Annotated in this window: 19 protein-coding genes; 4 read left to right on the top strand and 15 right to left on the bottom strand. The window is 42.5% G+C overall.

Annotated elements, in window-relative coordinates; translation table 11 throughout:
• Positions 1 to 492, bottom strand: a complete 492-nt coding sequence (gene purE, locus HUU58_11220; GenBank protein NUN46241.1) for a 5-(carboxyamino)imidazole ribonucleotide mutase — start codon at positions 490 to 492, stop codon at positions 1 to 3.
• A gap of 177 nt (positions 493 to 669) precedes the next feature.
• On the opposite strand from purE, the gene HUU58_11215 reads away from it, so the two are divergent.
• Positions 670 to 1,116, top strand: coding sequence for a DoxX family protein (locus HUU58_11215; GenBank protein ID NUN46240.1), 447 nt, complete (start codon positions 670 to 672; stop codon positions 1,114 to 1,116).
• 88 nt (positions 1,117 to 1,204) lie between these two features.
• On the opposite strand, the gene HUU58_11210 is transcribed toward HUU58_11215, so the two are convergent.
• The 4 genes from HUU58_11210 to amrS form a co-directional block, all read right to left on the bottom strand.
• Entirely contained in the window at positions 1,205 to 1,975 is a 771-nt protein-coding gene (locus HUU58_11210; GenBank protein NUN46239.1) for a hypothetical protein, read from the bottom strand.
• 68 nt (positions 1,976 to 2,043) lie between these two features.
• Positions 2,044 to 3,261 (bottom strand): hypothetical protein, encoded by a 1,218-nt coding sequence (locus tag HUU58_11205; protein ID NUN46238.1) that lies wholly within the window; start codon positions 3,259 to 3,261, stop codon positions 2,044 to 2,046.
• 12 nt (positions 3,262 to 3,273) lie between these two features.
• Positions 3,274 to 4,353: a DNRLRE domain-containing protein gene (locus HUU58_11200; GenBank protein ID NUN46237.1), complete on the bottom strand. Its 1,080-nt coding sequence runs from the start codon at positions 4,351 to 4,353 to the stop codon at positions 3,274 to 3,276.
• A gap of 299 nt (positions 4,354 to 4,652) precedes the next feature.
• Complete coding sequence (amrS, locus tag HUU58_11195) at positions 4,653 to 5,636, bottom strand: AmmeMemoRadiSam system radical SAM enzyme (GenBank protein NUN46236.1); 984 nt, start codon at positions 5,634 to 5,636, stop codon at positions 4,653 to 4,655.
• A 230-nt stretch (positions 5,637 to 5,866) separates the two neighbouring features.
• Between amrS and HUU58_11190 the strand changes: the two genes are divergently transcribed.
• The 3 genes from HUU58_11190 to HUU58_11180 are packed head-to-tail and all read left to right on the top strand — an operon-like array spanning position 5,867 to position 7,684.
• Entirely contained in the window at positions 5,867 to 6,448 is a 582-nt protein-coding gene (locus HUU58_11190) for a GNAT family N-acetyltransferase (GenBank protein NUN46235.1), read from the top strand.
• 19 nt (positions 6,449 to 6,467) lie between these two features.
• Complete coding sequence (locus tag HUU58_11185; protein NUN46234.1) at positions 6,468 to 7,163, top strand: hypothetical protein; 696 nt, start codon at positions 6,468 to 6,470, stop codon at positions 7,161 to 7,163.
• Positions 7,163 to 7,684 carry a hypothetical protein gene (locus HUU58_11180; GenBank protein ID NUN46233.1) on the top strand — a complete coding sequence of 174 codons (522 nt, stop codon included), beginning with the start codon at positions 7,163 to 7,165 and terminating at the stop codon, positions 7,682 to 7,684. The genes HUU58_11185 and HUU58_11180 overlap by 1 nt, the downstream gene beginning before the upstream one ends.
• Positions 7,685 to 7,689: 5 nt before the next feature.
• Here HUU58_11180 and HUU58_11175 read toward each other — a convergent pair whose 3' ends face one another.
• From HUU58_11175 to HUU58_11130, 10 genes are all read right to left on the bottom strand, one after another.
• A complete protein-coding gene (locus tag HUU58_11175) occupies positions 7,690 to 8,706 on the bottom strand; it encodes a dihydroorotate dehydrogenase-like protein (GenBank protein ID NUN46232.1) in 1,017 nt (338 codons plus the stop codon).
• A 49-nt stretch (positions 8,707 to 8,755) separates the two neighbouring features.
• Positions 8,756 to 12,337 carry a pyruvate:ferredoxin (flavodoxin) oxidoreductase gene (nifJ, locus tag HUU58_11170; protein ID NUN46231.1) on the bottom strand — a complete coding sequence of 1,194 codons (3,582 nt, stop codon included), beginning with the start codon at positions 12,335 to 12,337 and terminating at the stop codon, positions 8,756 to 8,758.
• Positions 12,338 to 12,681: 344 nt separating this feature from the next.
• Complete coding sequence (locus HUU58_11165; protein NUN46230.1) at positions 12,682 to 13,962, bottom strand: HlyD family efflux transporter periplasmic adaptor subunit; 1,281 nt, start codon at positions 13,960 to 13,962, stop codon at positions 12,682 to 12,684.
• Positions 13,963 to 13,965: 3 nt separating this feature from the next.
• Positions 13,966 to 16,167, bottom strand: coding sequence for a peptidase domain-containing ABC transporter (locus tag HUU58_11160; protein ID NUN46229.1), 2,202 nt, complete (start codon positions 16,165 to 16,167; stop codon positions 13,966 to 13,968).
• 2 nt (positions 16,168 to 16,169) lie between these two features.
• Positions 16,170 to 17,471 carry a hypothetical protein gene (locus tag HUU58_11155; GenBank protein ID NUN46228.1) on the bottom strand — a complete coding sequence of 434 codons (1,302 nt, stop codon included), beginning with the start codon at positions 17,469 to 17,471 and terminating at the stop codon, positions 16,170 to 16,172.
• Positions 17,472 to 17,500: 29 nt separating this feature from the next.
• On the bottom strand, positions 17,501 to 18,496 hold the full coding sequence (gene gwsS / locus HUU58_11150) for a grasp-with-spasm system SPASM domain peptide maturase (GenBank protein ID NUN46227.1): 996 nt from the start codon (positions 18,494 to 18,496) through the stop codon (positions 17,501 to 17,503).
• A gap of 212 nt (positions 18,497 to 18,708) precedes the next feature.
• Positions 18,709 to 19,725 (bottom strand): grasp-with-spasm system ATP-grasp peptide maturase, encoded by a 1,017-nt coding sequence (gwsG, locus tag HUU58_11145; protein ID NUN46226.1) that lies wholly within the window; start codon positions 19,723 to 19,725, stop codon positions 18,709 to 18,711.
• 50 nt (positions 19,726 to 19,775) lie between these two features.
• Positions 19,776 to 19,919 (bottom strand): hypothetical protein, encoded by a 144-nt coding sequence (locus tag HUU58_11140; GenBank protein NUN46225.1) that lies wholly within the window; start codon positions 19,917 to 19,919, stop codon positions 19,776 to 19,778.
• Positions 19,920 to 19,965: 46 nt separating this feature from the next.
• Positions 19,966 to 21,288 carry a hypothetical protein gene (locus tag HUU58_11135; GenBank protein NUN46224.1) on the bottom strand — a complete coding sequence of 441 codons (1,323 nt, stop codon included), beginning with the start codon at positions 21,286 to 21,288 and terminating at the stop codon, positions 19,966 to 19,968.
• A 188-nt stretch (positions 21,289 to 21,476) separates the two neighbouring features.
• On the bottom strand, positions 21,477 to 21,806 hold the full coding sequence (locus HUU58_11130; protein NUN46223.1) for an AraC family transcriptional regulator: 330 nt from the start codon (positions 21,804 to 21,806) through the stop codon (positions 21,477 to 21,479).
• Positions 21,807 to 21,923: the final 117 nt, after the last annotated feature.

The following is a 21,923-nucleotide window of genomic DNA, read 5'->3' as shown; positions in this document are numbered from 1 at the left end:
TTATTTTGGCAACTTGAGTTGTAAAACTTTTCGGGTCTGGGATTCGCGAAAAGCAGAAAGTTTTTTTGCTAAAGCGTCGTCCGTCGTTGCCAAGATGGCTATGGCCTGTAAAGCCGCATTTGCGGCGCCGGATTCACCGATCGCAAACGTAGCCACGGGGATACCTTTGGGCATCTGTACAATCGAAAGAAGCGAATCCAGGCCTTTTAAATATCGCGAAGGTACAGGCACACCTAAAACCGGGACAATAGTTTTGGAAGCTAACATGCCCGGTAAATGGGCAGCTCCACCGGCTCCGGCAATAATACAACGCAATCCACGCTCTTGAGCGGAAGTCGCATAAGAAAAGAGAAGTTCCGGTGTACGATGAGCTGAAACCACGCGCGCTTCATATGGGATTTTGAATGCCTTGAGTTGTTCTACCGCATATTTCATCACTTCCCAGTCGCTATCACTTCCCATAACCACGCCGATAAGAATTTTTTGAGCCATAATATTGAGTTTCTGATATTAAACTTGTGCTGATGATACGAGTTTCGCGCATAACCCTCAAGTTTTAAAGCAAATTCTGATGATTGTGATGTGTCAATGCACAGGAAACTCATTTAACAAAATCTCGTAAAATTAATTACGTAAGACAATACATTTTAATTCGGAAAGACTCGTATTATGTTTAAAAAAATGATTGAAACATCAGATGATTTGGCGCTGACGGTTTTGCGCATAGTTTCCGGGTCGGTTATTCTGATGCACGGCCTACAAAAACTTTTGGGTTGGTTTGGCGGGCACGGTGTGACAGCAACAATGCAAGCTTTTGAAGCATGGTTTGGTATGCCGTACGTCGTAACTTTGTTGGTTATTTTGTCTGATTCGTTAGGAGCGATATGCCTTATTGCCGGCGCTGCAACACGCTTCATGGCGGCGTCCATTTTATCGGTAATGATCGGAGCTATCCTACTGGTGCACGGTCGTTGGGGGTTTTATATGAATTGGTATAGTGAAAAGCGGGGGGAAGGATTTGAATTTCACTTGTTGGTCATTGTTATAATGATCGTTCTCATTATGAGGGGTGGTGGTTTATGGTCGGTAGATCGGTGGTTGATGAAAAAACTCTAAAGTAAAAAACAAGAATTAATCTTTTTTCAATAAAAAAAGCAGAGCCATTAGCTCTGCTTTTATAGAAGAGTTGTTATCCAGTACAGTTTTAGAATGCGTGAATGAGCGATAATCGTAACTCACGGGAGAACTTACCGATATCTTTACTGTTGTTGAGAATGTCGGTCATTATAAATTCGACCATTACTTTTTGACCAAAATTGAGTTTTGCACCAACATTCATATAACCGCGTCCGTGCCCTATGATGTCTTTATTGTCATTGAGCGCGAGGTCGTATTCCCAAACGGCTGTTAATTCGTCATTGATACTTTTATCAACACCGACAAAAAAAGCCGGTTGATTGTCTTTATCTTTCTTTTCAGTGACCGACCACGAAATGCCTCCGTGAATTCCTAAGTTTCCGGCAAAGGCATAATTTTTACTGGCCGTGATAAAAAGACCACGTGATTTTTGCGTGTAACGGTTTACTTTGACCGTATCTACCGATTTGTAATACGGACCGAAACCTTGGTTGTTAAAGCCAAGTGTTACCGCGGGGCCGGCTGTTGATTCGTCAACGGCACGGTAGCGTACATCGACACCCGGGAGTGGGTTAAAATTAACTTTGCCGGAGCCGATAATTTTTTCTCCGCCATACGAAATACCGATCATAAAACGATCCGTTATACCGACACCAATATTAGAAAGCACGCCGCCATTAGCGAAAAGGCGCATTCCGATTTCGTAATTACCTTTGTTGAGCATGCCTGCGGTCGGTACGTTAACAAGCTGACGATGCTGATAAGGCGTAGCCGGGCTTGATTCTTGAGCAAAAGCAGCGGATGCAGCACATATGAAGATCAAAATAATTTTTTTCAAGTGAGTTCCTCCGTTTCTGTTTTGTGTACATTCGTGCAAATGTTTATACGTAAATGTACAAAAAAGTTTTAATCACGTTTTCGTTTTTGGCGATTCAAAAACCAACGCTCACCACCGGTAAAAGATAATGTCAGGCGATAAACGCGGTCACGGACTTTATTATCCGCGATTTGTCCGCGCTGTCCCGCTTCTAAACTCAAATCAAAACTGCTGCGTTCGCGGTTAAACGGCATTCCAATACCCAAAGTAAACATTATTTCGCTGGCGTGGTTTCCTGTTGTATTGGTTGCATACAAATTGTTGATCATAAGGCCGAAGCGGTAATAATTCTTATCCCACCATGGAGCTGAAAAAGCATTCGATGGTTGTCTTTCGACGCCGCCGGACCAACGAACGGTGTTTCTGTTTTTTTGCGTGGGACTAAATTCTTTAACCGATCCCCATGTTCCGTAAACAATATCAGTCGCCAATAAATAGCGCTTCGTCCACCGATAAGACGCGCCAAATCCGATTTCTGTAGGGTAATTCAAGCTTTGTTCATAGGATACAGTCGTATCGCGGTAAGTACCGACCACACGTACATCGCTGGATATTTTTCCGGCCATTGACAGGAATCCGCCAAAATTCCATTGCTCATTATGTTGATAAAGGCCTCCGATGACCAAACGACCGCCGCTCATGTTTTGATGTCTTACGTCGCGCGTATCAACTAATTCATCCGAGTTATAGTTAATGCCCCATTCTCTTTTTATGGTGCCGAAGAGATACTGCAACGATGCGCCAATGGTCCACTTGGGATTTATTTTGCCTGCTCCGGTAAAGGCAAGTTGTTGAAGCCCACCTGTTCCGATTAAAGTTTCGGTATATTTTTCACCTTCAAAGATCAAATTCGGTGTGGAAAATTCGTAATTGACATTTGTTACACGCGAGAGATTAATCGCTGCGACTAAAGTTTTCCCAAAGGGAAACGCAAATGCTACATGGTTGATGGTAGCGCGATTGGAAAAATTTTTGGCAGCGCCGTTACTGGCTTGATTCCATTCGGCAAACATGTTTAGCTCAAAACGTGTCATCGGAATCCCGAGTAATGTGGCCGGGTTTTGCATATTAAGCGTATAGTAGCTTGGAATGGCTAAACCCGCTCCGCCCATACCGAGCGATCTGGGGTTTGGTTTGTATTCGTAAAGCCCATAAGTGGTCGCAGAATATGAAGAACCACCTGGATAAGCAGCCGGAGGCGCCAAATTTACAAGAATCATTAATGCTAGAATAGCGGTATATCGCATAAGGGATTTCTTTTATTGCGGTGACTGAGTATAGTAAATGATTATTTTTGGAGAATTATCGCGATCGGACGGATTATTATAAAAACGGACGCGATATAACGGATTAAAGTTACCGTTCAACGAGAATTGATTTGTAAGCATAAGCCCCAAATTACTTTTTGGGTTAGTCGCCCATGATTGTAGCATATCAGAAATATTTAGCCGTAAAGTGTCATCACGGGTATTATCGCTGGAAGATATAGCTTCATCAACATTCATTTCACCGGCTTTCCAATCACTGGTATCCGATAGCGAAAAATAACTCCGTATAACAATCGAGTCGCCTGTAGTACGATATAAGTTTCCAACAGGATCGGTGTGCATAATAAGAAAAGCTGAATTTATGGTTAAGTTTTTAGGGAGTCTATCCGTCTTAAACTTCAAAACCGAGTGATAAGGAAGCCCCCCGCCAACGGTAATTGTGTTAACTGGTTGAGGATTTCTATCTCTATATACAAATCCATGATAACCGCCACTATATACGCCGCTAATGAAAACCGGTGCAACATAAAAAACACTAGAACCGAACTCGTTGTCGCCGTCGTAAACTCCGTTTTTATTTCGATCAATCGCCCATGAATATTTTATTTCCAATCTCGGTGCTTTTTCGAAGTCAAGAGTTGCGATTCCTCCGGAAACGGTTGTTACGCGTGCACTGTAAAATTGCTGAATAAAATTAGATGCGGCGTCAAAATCAATGATAACACCACGATTGCGTTTAGGAACGGTAGTACTTGTATCATTTCGTGTTTTAAGCCATTGAATAACTGTGTCTTTGGGTACGGAAATTCTTACGGTGTCAAATTCGTTAAGAGCGCTGAATGTTTGAGTGGAAGCTGGTGTAGTGTTGTAATCTGTACCTTTCTCAAAACGACTCCAATACAAGTCACTGGATGACCAGTTTTTTTGAATAGTATGGAGTTGTGCTGTAATGGCTCCAGCAGATCCATAGTATTTTGAACCTACAAGCCTGATCTGTGAATTTTCGGTAATATTCATGCTGTCAACCGGAATGACATTGCCGTTTTCATCAGTAATTTCTTCGGACGGCATAGCGAAATACATTAGCATACGAAAATCGTATGAGCCGTATGTTCCAAGATATAGGCGATTGGTTTCTGATACGGGAATTGAATCAACAAATGAAGTGATTCGCTCTATGTCATCGGCGTATAATGTATCCGTTTTGAAAGTACCGGTCGAGGTACCGCGGTCAATAACTTCCATGCCGACATCTTTTAGATGGTCATCGCATGATGTAAGTGAAACAAGAAAAATTATGAAGCCATGAAAGATGTTTTTTGAATACGAAGCGATAAAGAAACTGCGCAAAATGAAATTTCTCCCGTACTTTAAAATTTAATGAAAATGCGGTGGCCGCAGAATTTACAATTGGAACCGCGCATACCGCCGAGATTGGATTGGTAATCGCGCCGCTTGATGATCAAACGTTTACAGTTGGGGCAGAATGTATCCGAGACACCGTCAATGTCCGTATCCGTCAAATATACGTAACTCAGCTTTTGTGTAGCCAGTTTGTATGTTCGCACCATCGTTTCATTGGGCGTCATGGGTTGTGAGGTCATTTTGTGGTGTGGAAAAAAACGTTTAAAATGTACAGGTATGTCTTTGTTGATTCCCGCAACGAAATCAACAAAGTTGCCGACATCTTCCGTGCTGTCGGATTCACCGGGGATCAACAAGTACGTCAATTCCAAATGCGTTTTCCCGAATGCGGATTTGATGGAATTGAGTACAATTTCTAGTTTACTTTCCGTTAATCGTTCATGCGTTTCCGGGTTCATAGATTTGACGCTGATGTTCATCGCGTCAATGTACGGAATAATGTCTTCGATAGGTTTTTGATTCAAATATCCGTTGGTAATCAAGATATTTTTCTGTCCGATACCTTTCAGCTTACGCATGGAGTCAATCAGAAATTCATACCATATCAAAGGTTCCGTAAACGTATAAGCCACGCCGATAGAATGACTCTTTCCGGAATAATCCAAGATCGTTTGCAGAGATATATCTTTTGTTTCTTTTTTGTTCAATGCCACATCGTGGTTTTGGCAGAATTTGCAACGCATGTTGCAACCGTTAGGTGCCAGCGATAAAATGGTGGAATTGGGGTAATAATGGAAAAATGGTTTTTTCTCCATCGGATCGTAAACGGCTGTAACAATTTTACCGTAATTAAAAGAGTACAATTTACCGTCAATATTCTTATATCCCCAGCAGTCGCCCTCCGCACCCTCCTGTATTTTACACATACGAGGGCATAGTTCACAGACGATATGATCGGCTTCTTTACGGTAAAATTTCGCTTCGATCATGGTATAATTCCGCTTCAATCCATTAAGTAAGTACTTTGAAAAACAATATATTTACACTAAATTAAAAATGCAATTTTTAATCCTATTGTTTTTATAAGGCTTGTACGTGTATCGACGGTTAGATGTTTGCGCTAAAAAAAAGTTTAATGCCTGATTTTAATCGAATAACGCAATTTTTTCCTCCAAGCTAACGCTTGATGCATGGAAACTTAAGTTAACGGTTGATGGTTATGTCCTACAAATTCGAACATCTCACACCACAAACATGGAATGATTTTGCCGCGCTGTTTGGTGAACGCGGCGCATGCGGAGGATGCTGGTGTATGGTTTGGCGCATGTCTAACGCGGAGTTTCAAAAAAATAAAGGCGAAGGCAATCGCAAAGCCATGCAACGATTGGTTAAAAAAGAATTACCAATCGGTTTGATCATGTACAAAGACGTTATTCCGGTGGGATGGTGCGCATTTGCACCGCGGGAGGAATATATACGGCTTGCGGCTTCACGCATTTTCAAACCCGTTGATGAAAAACCCGTGTGGTCAATTTCATGTTTTTTTATTCACAAAGATTATCGTAAACAAGGTTTGTCGGAAAAACTCATCCGGCAAGTCATCGTATCGGCTAAAAAGATGGGGGTTCAAATTTTAGAAGCGTATCCCAGTGATCCGTATGATGCCGGTGTACCCGCGCCATTTGTATGGACAGGGTTGACTTCGGCTTTTGTCAAAGCCGGGTTCAAGGAAGTTGCACGCCGGTCCAAAACGCGCCCTATCATGCGCTACGTTGTAAAAACGACCGACTCAAATAAATAAAATAAAACAGATGACGAATATGATATTTTTGTTCTTTTTTATTTTTTTTGCAGTTCAACCTGCTGCAACACAAGATACATTGCCGGAGTTTCCTGTTCATTTTGTGGTGATTGACGGATCGGAAGAAGTGGCCGCTGTTGCAACATTGGAGCAAATGCATCGCGAGATTGAGATACTGAATACTTATTTTGTTACCGAAGATAAACGTCCGTTAGTGCGTTTTCGCTTTAAATCAGCGGCTTTTTTTGATGACATCGAAAACACGGCGTGCTCATTTGTTGATTCCGCCAATGAAGGCATGTATATCGGGCGCTGGGCCAATTTATATAAAGAATGTGCCGATACGAAACTGCGTGATCCGCGAGCGGTTAACTTTGTTATTTTTGATTCTTACACGGATGCCCAAGGCTGGCGTTCGCGACGGAGCCGCGGTGCAACTTATGGCGGCGTTCCGGTAGTGTTTATTGATTATCAGGCGCTCGGCCACAAAGGTTCGCTGGAAGAGCATGAGATGGGACATGCGTTTGGTTTAGGTCATATTTGCGATTCGACGTTGACGGAAGACGGCGGGCAAAATATCATGCATCATAACGGCGAATGCCCCGATCAAAAAAAATATCGTGCGAAATATTACACCGGCTTTAACGCCGAGCAAGAAGCGATTATCCGCAGAACTATCCTTCGCCATCGCAAAAAATTAGGATTAGATAAATAATGCCTCTTTCGCCGAAGACCGATCGTATTATTTCATCGGTTCTGTTTTTAGGATTGTGTGTCTTATCGTTTTGGATGATCGGTTGGTTTCAACCCAACCATGACTACAAAGCAAAAGCCGTGATTTACAAACCTTCTATATTTGTATATGAAGCTTTACAAGATTCGTCTCGTTTGAAAAGCTGGTGGACAGATTGGGCGGGAAGCGACCCGATCAATGATTCTGCGCATGTGATGCGTGAAATCATCGATGAAGAAAAAAGCGAATTTGTTCTTACGGACAGGATAGCGTGGCCCGGCATTTTGCTTACGTATGGTTATGAAGATGCCGAGAAAAAAGGGTCATTAGAATACAGACTGGAATATATGGGTGATTCGACGCGTGTTACGTTGCGTCACCGCACTCGCGGCTACACGTGGATACAGCGTTCACTATTGGCCTTGCGTTATACCGATGATAAGCTGCGATGGCGCAGATACCTCTATAATTTCAAACGCATGATGGAAAACGATTCGATCTGATGTGGTCAATTGTGATACAAAAGATCGTTGGGCAGATTATAGCCGCTTAATGCCCGCATGTAGTTAGCCCGTTCAAAGGCTGTGGGATCGGAAACGGATTTTTGACTCATGCTGCCTTGCAATTGTTTGACCGACTCGTATTCTCTTTCGATGAGCCACGTTTCCATGCCTTTTACAATATCCGTGATACGTGCGATTCCGTTTTTGAGCAATGTGGAACAAACCATGGTGACCGACGCACCGGCGAGTAATGCTTTGATAACGTCTTCATGCGTATGAATGCCGCCTGTCGCCGCCAGGTCGGCGCGAACGCGCCCGTGGAGAATGGCGATCCATCGCAGAGCTAAGCGTAATTCCGATGATTGACTCAGGATAACATTCGGCATTACTTCAAGCGTTTCCAGATTGATATCCGGTTGATAAAACCGATTAAAAAGCACAAGGCCGTTGATGCTGCAATCATCCATGTGTTTAGCAAAATGTGCAAAGGAAGTGAAGAACGGACTGAGTTTTATCGCGATGGGTATGCGAAGACTTTGGCGTAAAGTGCGCGCGATTTCCAGATAACGATGTTCGATAGAGGTCGCCGATTCAGCAATATCGGCCGCAATGTAGTACATATTGAGTTCCAGCGCATCGGCTCCGGCTTGTTCGATTTTTTTGGCATAATCCAGCCAGCCGGAATGCGAAGATCCGTTGAGGCTGGCGATGATAGGAATGCCCACGGCGGCTTTGGCGCGATGAATATGCTCCAGATACCATTCGGGTCCGCGGTTGTAGCGATCCATATCCACAAAATAGGATTGCGCTTCGGGCGAACTTTCCGAACCGTGGTGCAGATGATAAAACATTTCTCTTTCATCATGAGCGATTTGCTCTTCGAATAATGAATGTAAAACCACCGCGGCGGCACCGGCCTCTTCCATGCGTTTGATTTGCACGATGTCTTTGGAGAAAGGCGAAGCGGAAGGAACGATCGGATTTTTGAGCGTCATTCCGAGATAACTGGTGGTTAAGTCCATAGTGCGTCCTCAAGAAAATTTTGTAGAATGCGGAACTCTGAATTCACTTCTAATGTTTCTCTTCGTTTTGACCGTTGTAATGCAGTTTCGCCATTTGTTCGTAGAAGTGCCATTTTTGAAGTATGTCCTGTTGCGCTTGTTTGACCAAACTCTCCGATGCCGACGGATCCGTCATGGCCAGCATTTTATAACGTGTTTCGCTCAGGGCATAATCTTTGAATGCAAGCGTAGGTGCTTTGGAATCCAATGTGAGAGGGTTTTGACCCAGTGACACATGATCCGGATTGAAACGGTACAATAACCAATGACCGCAATCGACGGCAGATTTTTGCTGGCGCATACCCTGACCCATATTAATACCGTGCGCGATGCAGTGGCTATAGGCGATGATGAGCGAAGGTCCGTCGTAAGCTTCGGCTTCCAATAGCGCTTTGACAGTCTGTGCGTCGTTGGCGCCCATCGCGATCTGTGCGACATAAACATGACCGGTGCTCATCGCCATGAGGCCGAGATCTTTTTTGGAGTAACGTTTTCCAGAGGCGGCAAACTTAGCAACCGCGCCGCGATTGGTGGATTTAGACGCCTGGCCGCCGGTGTTGGAATAAACTTCGGTGTCCAGTACGATGATATTGACATTGCGTCCGGATGCGAGTACGTGATCCAAACCGCCGTAACCGATATCGTAGGCCCAGCCGTCGCCGCCGACAATCCAGACGCTTTTTTTGACAAGAAAATCGGCAACGTCGAGTAAGCGTTTGGCATCGGGATGTGATAATGAAGTAAGACGGTTTTTAAGAACTTGAACGCGTGCGCGTTGCGCTTGCATATCGGCTTCGGTTTTTTGGGGTGACGCGATCAATGATGTGATAAGCTCTTTATCCAATGAATCGCCGAGGCGATAGAGCAGTTCTTGTGCAAACGCTGTTTGTTTGTCTACCGTGAGACGGAAACCGAGACCAAATTCGGCATTATCTTCGAAAAGCGAATTGCTCCACGCCGGGCCGCGCCCGTCTTTATTTTGCGCCCAAGGTGTCGTAGGCAGATTACCGCCGTAGATGCTGGAACAGCCGGTCGCATTGGCGACCATTGCGCGATCGCCGAAAAGCTGACTGATCAGTTTGAGATATGGCGTTTCGCCGCAGCCGCTGCATGCACCGGAAAATTCGAATAGCGGTTGTAAAAACTGAGAACCTTTGACGGTATTGAGCGGCACCTGTGTACGGTCGGCTTCCGGGAGGCGAAGAAAATATTCCCAATGGATGCGTTCTTGATCGCGAATCGGGCTTTGCGGCTGCATATAGATCGCTTTGAGGCGGGTTTCCTGTTTGTTTTTTGCCGGGCATACATCAACACACAAGCCACAGCCGGTGCAGTCTTCGGGGGCCACTTGTATGGTATAAAGACTGTTGGGAAATTCTTTGCCTTTATATGGTACGGCTTTGAAATGTTCCGGCTTACCATCGAGCGCAGCTTCTGGAAACACTTTGGCGCGGATCGTTGCGTGCGGGCATACCAATGCACACTTGTTGCATTGGATACACACGGCGGGATCCCAGACCGGGATTTCGAGGGCGATATTTCTTTTTTCCCAACGTGCGGTATTGGTCGGGAATGTCCCGTCGGCCGGCATGGCGCTTACCGGCAATGTGTCGCCGTCGCCTAGTATTATACGTCCGGTTACGTCTTTGACGAAGTCCGGCGCCAGAGGATCCACCGGAGGTCGCATCGCACGATCGGTTAAAGGTCTTCCGGCATAGTTGACTTCTTTGAGATTGGCCAATGTCTGATCTACGGCGTTAAAGTTGATGCGTACGATTTCATCGCCTTTTTTACCGTAGGTTTTTTGAATGGCGTGTTTGATCGCTTCGATCGCTTTATCGCGCGGGAGAATGCCGGATATGGCAAAAAAACAAGTTTGCATGATAGTATTAAATCGTCCACCCATGCCGGTTTCTTTGGCCACGCGGTAACCGTCGATCACAAAAAAGCGTAATTTTTTTTCCGTAATTTCTTTTTGTGCGATGAGCGGCAATTGATCCCACACTTCATTTTCGTCAAAGGGGCTATTGAGTAAAAACGTACCGCCTTCGACGGCATATTTGAGCATATCGTATTTTTCAAGAAAACTAAACTGATGGCACGCAATAAAATTAGCACGGGTCACCAGATACGAGGAAAACAGAGGTTTCGGGCCGAATCGCAAATGGGAAACGGTGATAGAACCGGATTTTTTAGAATCGTACACAAAATAACCTTGGGCGAAATTATCGGTATCCTCGCCGATGATTTTGATGGAGTTCTTATTCGCACCGACAGTGCCGTCGGCGCCGAGTCCGTAAAATAATGCCCGCACGACATCTTGGGGTTCAATCGAAAAATCGGGATTCACATCCAGGCTCAAATGCGATACGTCATCATGAATGCCTACGGTAAAATGATTTTTAGGAAGAGTTTTTTGCAATTCATCGTAAACGGCTTTGACCATGGCCGGCGTAAACTCTTTGGATGATAAGCCGTAGCGCCCACCGATCACACGGGGCATAGCAAAGGGCAATTTGCCGTCGATAAAAGTTTCCGTAAGCGCCGTGATGACATCCTGATACAGCGGTTCACCCGCGCTGCCCGGTTCTTTGGTGCGATCCAGCACGGCGATCGTGCGAACGGTTTTGGGAAAAGCCGCGATAAGATGTTCGATCGAAAACGGGCGATAGAGGTGAACTTTGACCACGCCCACTTTATGGCCTTGTCCGATCAGGAATGCGGCAGTTTCTTGTGCCGTCAAAGCGCCCGAACCCATCGCGACGATAATATGTTCCGCATCCCGAGCGCCGAAATAATCAAATAATTTGTAGGCGCGGCCCGTGCGTTTCGCAAAACGATCCATAGTTTCCTGAACGATCGCGGGGCATTTTTGATAATAGGGATTGGCGGCTTCACGCCCTTGAAAAAATACGTCCGGATTTTGCGCCGTGCCCCGCATGACGGGATGTTCCGGTGAAAGACCGCGCTCGCGATGCGCACGGATGAGATGATCATCGATCATGGCGAGCATGTCTTCGTCGGTAAGTTGTTCTACTTTCATGACTTCGTGCGACGTACGAAATCCATCAAAAAAATGAATGAACGGTACCCGTGCACGAAGCGTGGCAGCATGCGCGATGAGCGCCATATCCATCACTTCCTGTACGGAATGCGCACTCAGTTGGGCCCACCCTGTAGCGCGAACGGACATCACGTCGGAGTGATCACCGAATATCGAAAGTGCTTGTGAAGCTATTGCCCGCGCCGCGACGTGAAATACTGTCGCGGTGAGTTCGCCTGCGATTTTATACATATTGGGAATCATTAGCAGAAGTCCCTGCGATGAGGTAAATGTCGTCGTGAGTGAGCCGGTCTGCAATGCGCCGTGCACAGTTCCCGCTGCACCGCCTTCGCTCTGCATTTCCATGACGAGCGGCACGGTTCCCCAAAGATTGGTTTTTCCTTTACTGGACCATTCATCGGAAAATTCGCCCATCGCCGAAGACGGCGTGATGGGGTAGATGGCTATGACTTCGCTGAGTTTGTGGGCTACGTAAGCGGCGGCTTCATTGCCGTCCAGCGTAACCATCGCACGTTTGGTATTGGACATAACAGCCTCGTTGGTTGGACAATAGCCGGCCGTGCACAAGGCACCCGACTAAGAGCAGTCTATTATAAATCCGAATACTTTGGAATGATTCGTATCATCGTAAAAAATGACTTTTGTCGGTTATCAAACGATGAAATCGTTGGGGTTATGTCGTTATGAATCGGTGAAAGACGAGCGAGGGATAACAAAAAAGAGGGGGTGATTGTTTTTCAGATTAGTAGATTATATCAAGTAACCACGCATGATATTATCATAGAGATTTTCCAATGGGAGATCAAATAGTTTTCAAATTTATAAGATTAAGAAGTTATGTATTGGAAAACCACGAGTAAATACAAATTAATTTACTGATATTGGGTGATTTGGCGCAGTTGTTGAAAAACTCTTTCGAGCAACGTGCTGTTTTCGGTTATTATTTCGGATGTTCCTTGCATTTCTTGTTTGTATTCCAATAAGGCACCCAAAGATGTTTTTAATTGTTGAGGGAGTGTGATTTGTATGACTACAGATTTATCTTTGGATACGGCTGAAATATTTTCCACGACGCCCGATACGATACCGAATTCCTGAAAAGGATAATTTTCTAATTTGATTTTAACTTCCTGTCCGGGAACAACTTTTCCGAGTCCGGGGCCTTCATATTTTATGCGTCCGCGAATACGATTTGTTTTCGGATTGATCGTCATGATCTCCTGGCCCAGTTTTACAAATCGGTCGTCTGTCCATACATCATTGTAGATGGCTTCACCGCTAATGGGACTGGTTATCCAGTATTTTTTTTCCCATGCTGAAAATTCGCTCTTGAGTTTGCTCAGTGACTCCTGTATGCGAATCAGGTACCGGGCCGTTTTGTCCTGATTTTGAAATTCCATGTCTAATATGTTTTTGAGATTTTCAGAAACTACGATCGAATTACGGATAGTTTCTTTCTGCGCTTCTTCCATCGCAAGTTTCTTCTGGTTTAACTGGAACTGATAACCGGAGAGCTCGACATCCGAAAGTAGTCCGCGTTCATGTAAAGATTTATTAACTTCAAAATCTTTTTCGGCTTTCATCACATCTAATTTCAGAAGTTTGATCTGATCATCCAGTCGGTCGCCCAAATTATAATAGGCGCTGATCTGTTGCCGAATGGAGTTGATTTTTTTTACTTCATAATTGATCTCTTTAAACGATGCTAATTCTTTATAATTCTGCATGACTTCCGAATAAAAAGTCTGCAGTTCTCCGAGTTGTAACGCTGTATCTATCATTACGTAACTATCGCTTTGAGAAGATGCAGAATCTAAAAATAAGCGCAATTTCTGAATGGAAGCAAAGTCGGCAGGGTTTTCGATCATAGCCAGAGGTTGCCCGGCCTTGACTGAGTCGCGATCTTTGACAAACAATTTCACGCGGCCTGTGGATTGCGCGACAACCTCCAATGTGGGCTGATCGCTGATCAGCGTGATTTGTCCGCGTAATATATCCGGATATTGTATATATCCGCTGACGGTAATCAAAAAAATAATGACCAATAGCAATATGAACGAACCCCTCCGTATCAACCAATGGGGCTCGTAATTCATCACGTCGTCATAACTGTCGCTGTGGATACGTTCAAGGGGTTCAATATCGTTGGGCATCTTCTAATTCCCGAGTTCTAATTGGTTGCGTACCAGTTCGAAGTAAACGCCTCGTTGTTGGGTCAGTTCAATATGTGAGCCGGATTCCACCACACTCCCTTTTTCCAGTACGATGATCTGATCGGCGTTACGCACGGTACTGAGTCGGTGCGCGATGATGACGACGGTTTTGTTTTGGAAGACACGCTGAAGATTGTACATAATGATCCGTTCGTTAGTAGCGTCCAGCGCACTGGTAGCTTCATCAAAAAACAAATATTGCGGATTTTTATAAACTGCGCGGGCGATGAGAATGCGTTGCTTTTGACCCTGACTGAGTCCGAGTCCGTCATTTCCGATTTTAGTATTGTATCGCAGAGGTAAAGATTCAATGAATGTCCGAATATTAGCAACCTCGACGGCTTGTATCAACCTTCGGTGATCTACGGTTTCATCCGCAGGAGCGATATTGTGAGCGATCGTATCCGAAAAAATATACCCGTCTTGCATGACGACGCCGCACTGCTGACGCCAAAAAGAAGCGCTGATCTGCGATAGTGCGTCCGATCCGACGCTTATTTTTCCCTCTGTCGGGATATAAAACTTGAGCAAAAGTTTAAGTAAAGTTGTTTTGCCGCTACCGCTTTCACCGACAATAGCCGTTATTTTTCCTTCGTGTATCGGGAGGTGGACATCTTTGAGCGCGTAGGGCGAGTGAGGGCCCTCATACTGAAATGAAACCTGATCCAGCATTATGGATCTTTCCTGAGGAAGTTGAGCGCTGTTATCACTTTCATGATCTTCATCGTCGTGGGTATGTATTTCTGATAACCGTTCTAAACTCAGTTTGGCATCTTGGGCGTGTTGCAAAAAAACGATCATCTGATCAATAGGTGCATTCAGTTGACCGATCATATATTGTATCGCCATCATCGCACCGAGCGTGATATGTCCGTCTATCGTTTCTTTGGCCGCGATGAATGTGATCATAATGTTTTTAAATTCATTGATAAAAAGCGTGCCGGTCTCCTGCACCTGCCCCAAACCCAGTGCTTTACGGCTAATGGTAAAAAGTTTTGCCTGTAGCGATTCCCATTTCCATCGTTTCTGCTTTTCCGATCCGCTGAGTTTGATTTCCTGCATACCCATGATGATCTGAAGTATGCCCTGCTGGTTTTCGGACATACGGTCAAACCGTTTGTAGTCCAGATCACGCCTTTTTTTCATAAAAAACATGATCCATGTTATCGAAACGGCGCTGAAAGTTGTAAAAATCAGAAATATGAAAGGGCTGTATAAAAGTATAATGGCACCGAAGATAAAAAGATTGAATATAGAAAAAACGAAACTGAGCGAAGTCACCGTGAGAAAGTTTTCTATCCGATGGCTGTCATTTATGCGCTGCATCAGGTCGCCGGTTTGTTTGGCATCAAAAAAAGCCACAGGCAGACGCATCAGCTTCCTCAGAAAATCGGATATGAGGGAAACCTGTAGTCGTGTGCTGATATGTAGGAGTATCCAGCGCCGGATACTTTCGACTGTTATTCGGCTGAGAAAAAGCATCAGTTGCGCTAACAGTATGGTATATACAAAGCCGATATTCTGATTGTGAATACCCATATCTACCATAGATTGGGCGAGGAACGGAAATATGAGCTGTAATATGCTTCCCAATAAAAAACCTAAACCGAGCTGAAATATCAGCTTGTGATGCGATCGCAAATACGGCCATAAAAGGCCAAAGCCCTTTTTATTGGGATTCGACGATTTTTCAAAATCATCCTCCGATTCGTAAAATGCCGGCGTTGGTTCGAAGAGCAGGGCGATGCCCTGACCCTCGCCTTCATTTGATCGGTCACTATACCATCCGGATACGAAGTCTGCGTGACGGTATTTTAGAATCCCGTGCGCCGGATCGGCAACATGGATATATCTTCGACCGATCTTATAGACTACGATAAAGTGACGCTGCTGCCAAAACACAATACAAGGCAGAGGCGCTTTCTGAAGCTTTTGAAGAGATACCTTGACCGCTAATGTTCTAAAACCCAAAGATTCTGCGGCCTCCGACAAATTCAAAAGAGAGGTGCCTCCCTTGGAGGCATAGGTGATGCAGCGTAATTTTTCCGGGCTGACTGTACGTCCAAAAAATCTTGTTATCATACGGATACAAGCCGGGCCGCAGTCCATTTTGTCATGCTGAAGATATATCGGAAAGCGGCTCATGATTATTTGACCGTATCCACCCATTCCGATGATGCATCGCTTTCCCCGCTTATTAATCGGAAGCGATATTTCCCCGGTCTTAATAATAAACACGGGATCGTCTGCCAAGTGCCGGTATTAAAAACGATCTGATCTGCTGGAACAGCATCCGTAGGCTCATCATGATAAAACGCCTGGAGTAAACCTTTTGTAATTGTTCTTTTTTCGTTGGGTAGATCATACATCCGATAGCGGTTAGCTATGTTTCTCCATGTCGGGCGTCCATGAACATAAGTTTCTTTGGGGTGGCATATTCCCAAATCGAAGTTGCCGGGTTGCAGGTGCGCCCAAGATGTGCTCGAAGATTTTTCAATAAAAACTGTAGGCTGCGAAATCATGCCGGAAATAAACCGGTAATAGGGGTTTTCAAAATCCGAAACACGGTGTTCAAACATTTCAATTTGATCAATGGACAAAGGCTCGACGCCGCTTATAGTTTTGAAGTAGGATGCCATAGGTATCCAGCCGCCAACTCCCATTTTATCGTTGTGACCATAACCGACATGGACTAAAACTTTACAATGAGGGTCTTGGAGCAAAGTTTTATTGTACAAATTTTCAGCCTGTTCTTTTTCCCTTTTATTTTGGTTTTTGATAGGATCGGATTCGGGAGATGCCGAGCTTGTTGTTTCATAGGCGACTATCTTATAACCCAACAGAATGGCAGTTCGTATCAATTCAGCAAAAACAGGCTCATTTACATAATATCCTGTCTTTCCTATCGCAGGGTATGTTGTAGGGCTTGTGATTGTATCGTGATTTTGCAATCCTTCGGCAGCATAGTGGGTATATCCGAGCGCTTTGAGGCGAATCAGAAGTTCCAAAATAAAAGCCCGATGCATAGGCATGTGATGACGCTCATTGATCATTACGACGGAATTATTCTTTGCAAGGCGAAGTATGGTTTCCATCGCGGGATAAGGGCGTATTTGGCTTGTATCAAAGGTTAAACCGGTTGGCGGCAATGATGTGGTACGGCGTTGACTCTGACGAAGAAGCTCAATGGAGTCAAAAAAAGCAATTGCCGTCGAATAATCGGACACTAAAGAATTATACAAGCCCCAATGATTAAACAATATAGGCTGCCCGGCATATTGTGGCATTGCATGAATTCGGTTTAACCGATTCAAAGCGGCTATATAGTTACGATCAGAAGATAGTGACCTATCAATATCCCGAATCGAATCCATAATTGCCGGTGGGAGATAATACTGCGCATATATTTGGTTTAATGAAAGCAAGACAAGTAATACAAACGATTTCATCTTTCCTCATTTATGTAGCCATTTTAAATTTATTGGGTCTCATCTAACCACTTTCCAATAGTAGGGTCGTAAGTGCATTTTGAAGGTTTTGAATAAATGTTGCTTGGTTCTGTAATGAAAGCACGGCAATCGGTGCAAACATATCTAAATTCACAAATCTTACAAACTTCAATTTGATCCTTATTTATAAGCCATAAATCTTTAAATTCTTTTTGAATAATTGCACTATGTAATGAAGTGTTGTGTATGTTTCCAAAGTGACGCGTCATAGAAGGACAATTCTTTATGTCGCCATTAACGTCAATTGATATTTTGCGATTCAGACATGTATTCAGTTTGTGAGCTTCAGTAAACATTGGGATATTAATACAAAAATACATTTTATTAATATTTCCGCATGAATCATGCGATTCAATTCTATCAGTAAAATAGATTATGTTGGCGTGACTTCCTTCAATTTTATCAATGATCCTAAAAAGATGTGATGAATGTAAGAAAATGCTTTCAATTCTTGGGTTAGCTCTGCATACTTCTTCGAGTTCTTTTTGAGTTATTAAATTTTCATCTTTTAATATAAGTTGAATGGACTTTAGCCTGCTTACCTGCGTAAGAAGAAGTATGTGGTTTAGAAAAGATAATTGAGGGCAAAAGTAAAATCTAAACTGTATTGTTTCACATCCAAGTTCATCTAACTCGTCAATTATTTTTTTATAGTTGTGTTTTGATTGTTTGCTTGAATCAATAATTGCATTTGATATTTGATACGGTGAATCCCACGACAAATCTATTTCTGGAAATAGCCAAGGCTCTTCAGTGTAGAAGCCGAATTCGTTTGTAACACAAAACTCTAACGATTCATCTATAAATTCAGTAGTGTAAATATTCTTTAGATATTCTACAGGGTGATTCTTTAGTAACTCCAATAATTCGAAAACGTCATTTGAAATTTGTTTTAGCTCATGACGCTGTAGATCGCATATTACGCTTTTAACTGCCCCTTTGACCGGAATACAGTTGCCATGCATTTTAAAAAAAACGCTCATTAGTTTAAAATTAAAAAGGATTGTTAAATGGCTTTGAAATTGTTTTATAAAAAAATTTTATTCCATAATTATTTTCTTGATGAAAATCACTTCGTACCGGAGAGATAGTACTTAATTGATCATAAGTAGATTGTTCAAGTAGCTTAAATGTTATTGGAAGTTTTGAAATGAGTGTTGGCTCATTGATGAATTTATCAATTTCTAAAAACTTTTGACTCATAATATTTTTTTGATTGATTTATTAAATATTCAGCGACTCGTTTCTCTAAATAATAGTTACACGGTTCAGAGACCATCCCAAACTGCCCACCAGGATTGACCTCTAGAAACACGTAACTTCCGTCGGTTGCCCTGATCATATCAATTGAACCCGTATTGAGTTTCAGGCTTAACATAAGAGTTTTTAATTTTTCTTGGATCTCGTGAGGTAAGATGTAAGGAGTATTTCGATTGGGTTTTAAATAATTATATTTTCTAAAATCAACTGATGTTTGAGGGTCGTTTTGTGAAAAAATTGCCATGGGAAAAAAGTTACTTTCAATAAAAAAAATCCTCAATTCGTATTTTTTAGGAATGTATTCTTGTACAAAAGCAGGAAACAAAACATCATCGGTACTAGAGATAATATCATCAGACAGTATTTCAGTATGCATTCCATATGTTGAGCCGTCTAACTGAATAACACCTCCTTGTCTAAAGCATTTGCATATAATTTTTCTATGTTTATTTTTAAAACGTTCCAATTCAGTTCTCTTATTGGTAATTAAAGTGGTTGGGATTCGTATGCCTGCGTCACATGCTTTTTGTAGAGCATTAATCTTGTTAAGGTTGCCCGACGATGGATCACACAGCCATACTTTATCGTCAAATTGTAAGTAGAGAGCTTGTTTAATGACCTCTACTTCTCGTTGCAAAAATCTATCAACTGATTCTTTGATTCGAATGTTGGATATTGACGATGTATCAAGCCCGCTGAACATTCGCTCTTCTCGTCTAAACCATACGGCACTAACTTCTTTGGATGAAAAATTTATATCCATATTTCGATATTCAGTAGTAATACCGTTTGGTTCTAAATGTATTGAAAATTTTACATCTTTATTAAGATTTCCAACGTTCACTCTAATTCTATCAGCGCCAAGATAAGTTATCCAATCCATTACTGGGGATGTAGACCCATCACCTCCGTCTATGCTGAAAATAAGAATCATAAAAAATATCGCTTATTCTAAGAGAGTTTGGTTTTACATGATTAAGTTAATTAGTCGGTAATATCATCCCAACCGCCTTGGCACACGTGTGTTGTCAAGAGTGTGTTTGCTTTTCCGCCAGAAATTGAGTTTGCCTTTTGGAGTTTATAGTCTTCGAATTGTTCTAATTTCTGTTCTTTTTTTTCGTTTTTCATGTTTGTCTCCGTTTTAATTGTGAAGACTTAGAATAAGCGATAATATCTAAGGATTTTTCACTTCGAATTCATGAATAGTGCCTTTGCTGTTAATCATGCGTATTCGATAATACCCTTTGGGTACTGCTACGGCAATTTTTTCTTTCCTTGAATCAACTAAAAACTGATCCATTGGAATTGCATTAGTTTTATCAGACTTTTTAAATGCTTGTACCAAAAAAGGAAAAGAGGAAATATCAAAATCCGGTAAAGTGAGGATGTAATTTTCTTTAATGAGCCAGTTTGGTCTACCGTTTATATAGTTTGTCCTTGGATGAAAAACTTGCATGTCGACAAACCCGCGTTTAGTGTCATCAACCCAATAACCATTAATCGTTTTAAATATTGCTGGTGAATTTATTTTTAAACTATCTTGAACATATCTGTAATATGAGTTTTCAAAATTAACTAAGCTGTGTTCACTCATAACCGTTTGATCAATGGTCAAGGGATCGGTATTGCTTAACTCTTTTAAATGCGCTGCCATTGTTTTGACCTTAGGTGATTGATGTTCAACTTCATCTGCATGTTGGTATCCACAATGTATAAGGATTTTTGCATTTGAATTATTCTTTAAGATTAGATTGGCTATGTTTTTAGCTTGGTTTTGTTCTCGCTGATTTAAACAGCGAAATGGATTTACTGGGTCAAAATCACAGTTCACAGTATCTTCGTAACCGACTAAAGTATATCCAATTTCAATTGCCTTTCGAATTAAATTAGCATATACGGGTTCATTCGGATAAAATCCGTTCTGTTGAAAGCTGACGTAACCGTTCTTCTTTACCGTATCAATATTATCTGTTAGCATTTCTGTTGCAAAGTAACGATAGCCGGATTCATATAAAGGCTTAAGTAGTGAAGATATGAAGGCACGATGCTGCGGTACATGATGTGCTTCATTAACAATCGTAATTTGGCGGTTTTGCGCTTCTCTTATAATCTCATTTACAGCATCCAGCTTTTTTGCTGACAAAAAAGATCTGTCAAGAAAGTTAGTGGTATCGAGCTGCTTAATCCATTTGGCATTAATTTTGTCGAAATTGTTAAGTGCTTTTTTGTAATTACCTACAAAAGAATTGTAGTAAGCTTCTTGTTCCATAAAGGCATCTTCTGAATTTGTGCCTCTATAAACAGAATCCCATTTATCACATTCAATAATTGATGTAAGATAGTCTCCATCTTTGAACGATAAATAAATAGGATGATCCAATGATCTAGGATTTATCAGGTCTACCATGGCGCCTTGTTCTATAGTTTGACTTTGTGCTATAACTTTACAATTCAATAGTAAAAAAACCAATGTTAGTAACAGGCTGAACATTTTCATGTTGTCCCCTTCCTTAGTATAGAATTTGAAATAAGCTTTTGTATTAATAAAAAAATGGTTTTTTAATTGTTTTCGCTAAAGCTGTATCGCTTATTTTTGTTTAACAATATATTTAAATGGTAGTCGCTAAATGTGCTATTTTGCCTTAAATGAAAACCTGTTTGACATTCATTAATTGGTCGACTTTCTTATATCAATTTTCTCTGAAAGGCATCTGCCATAATTCTTGGATTTTGTTTTATACGCCATATCGCTTCCGACGGTGCCACTTTGAATCTCCGCGTAAAAGCCTGATAAAATGTTTTGTATGATGTATATCCGGCAATTTGACTGATTTGAAGCAACGTGACTTCAGGTTGTTCATGCATGGCTTCGAGAGCTTTGGCCAATCGTATATTCTCTAAAAGCCGGTGCGGTGGTAAGCCGAATTTTTCTTTCGTTTTTCGGCGGAGGTGGCGTTCGCACATACATGCGCTCTCGGCCAATTCTGTGACACCTCTCGTTCCCTCTTTTTCCAATCCCTTCCTCCTCCGTTACGACGAGAACATTCGACGAGAACATTCGACGAGAACATTCGACGAGAACATTCGACGAGAACATTCGACGAGAACATTCGACGAGAACATTCGACGAGA

The organism is bacterium (assembly GCA_013360215.1).
Lineage (GTDB): Bacteria > CLD3 > CLD3 > SB21 > SB21 > JABWCP01.
This window is presented reverse-complemented; position numbering and strand designations above follow the sequence as displayed.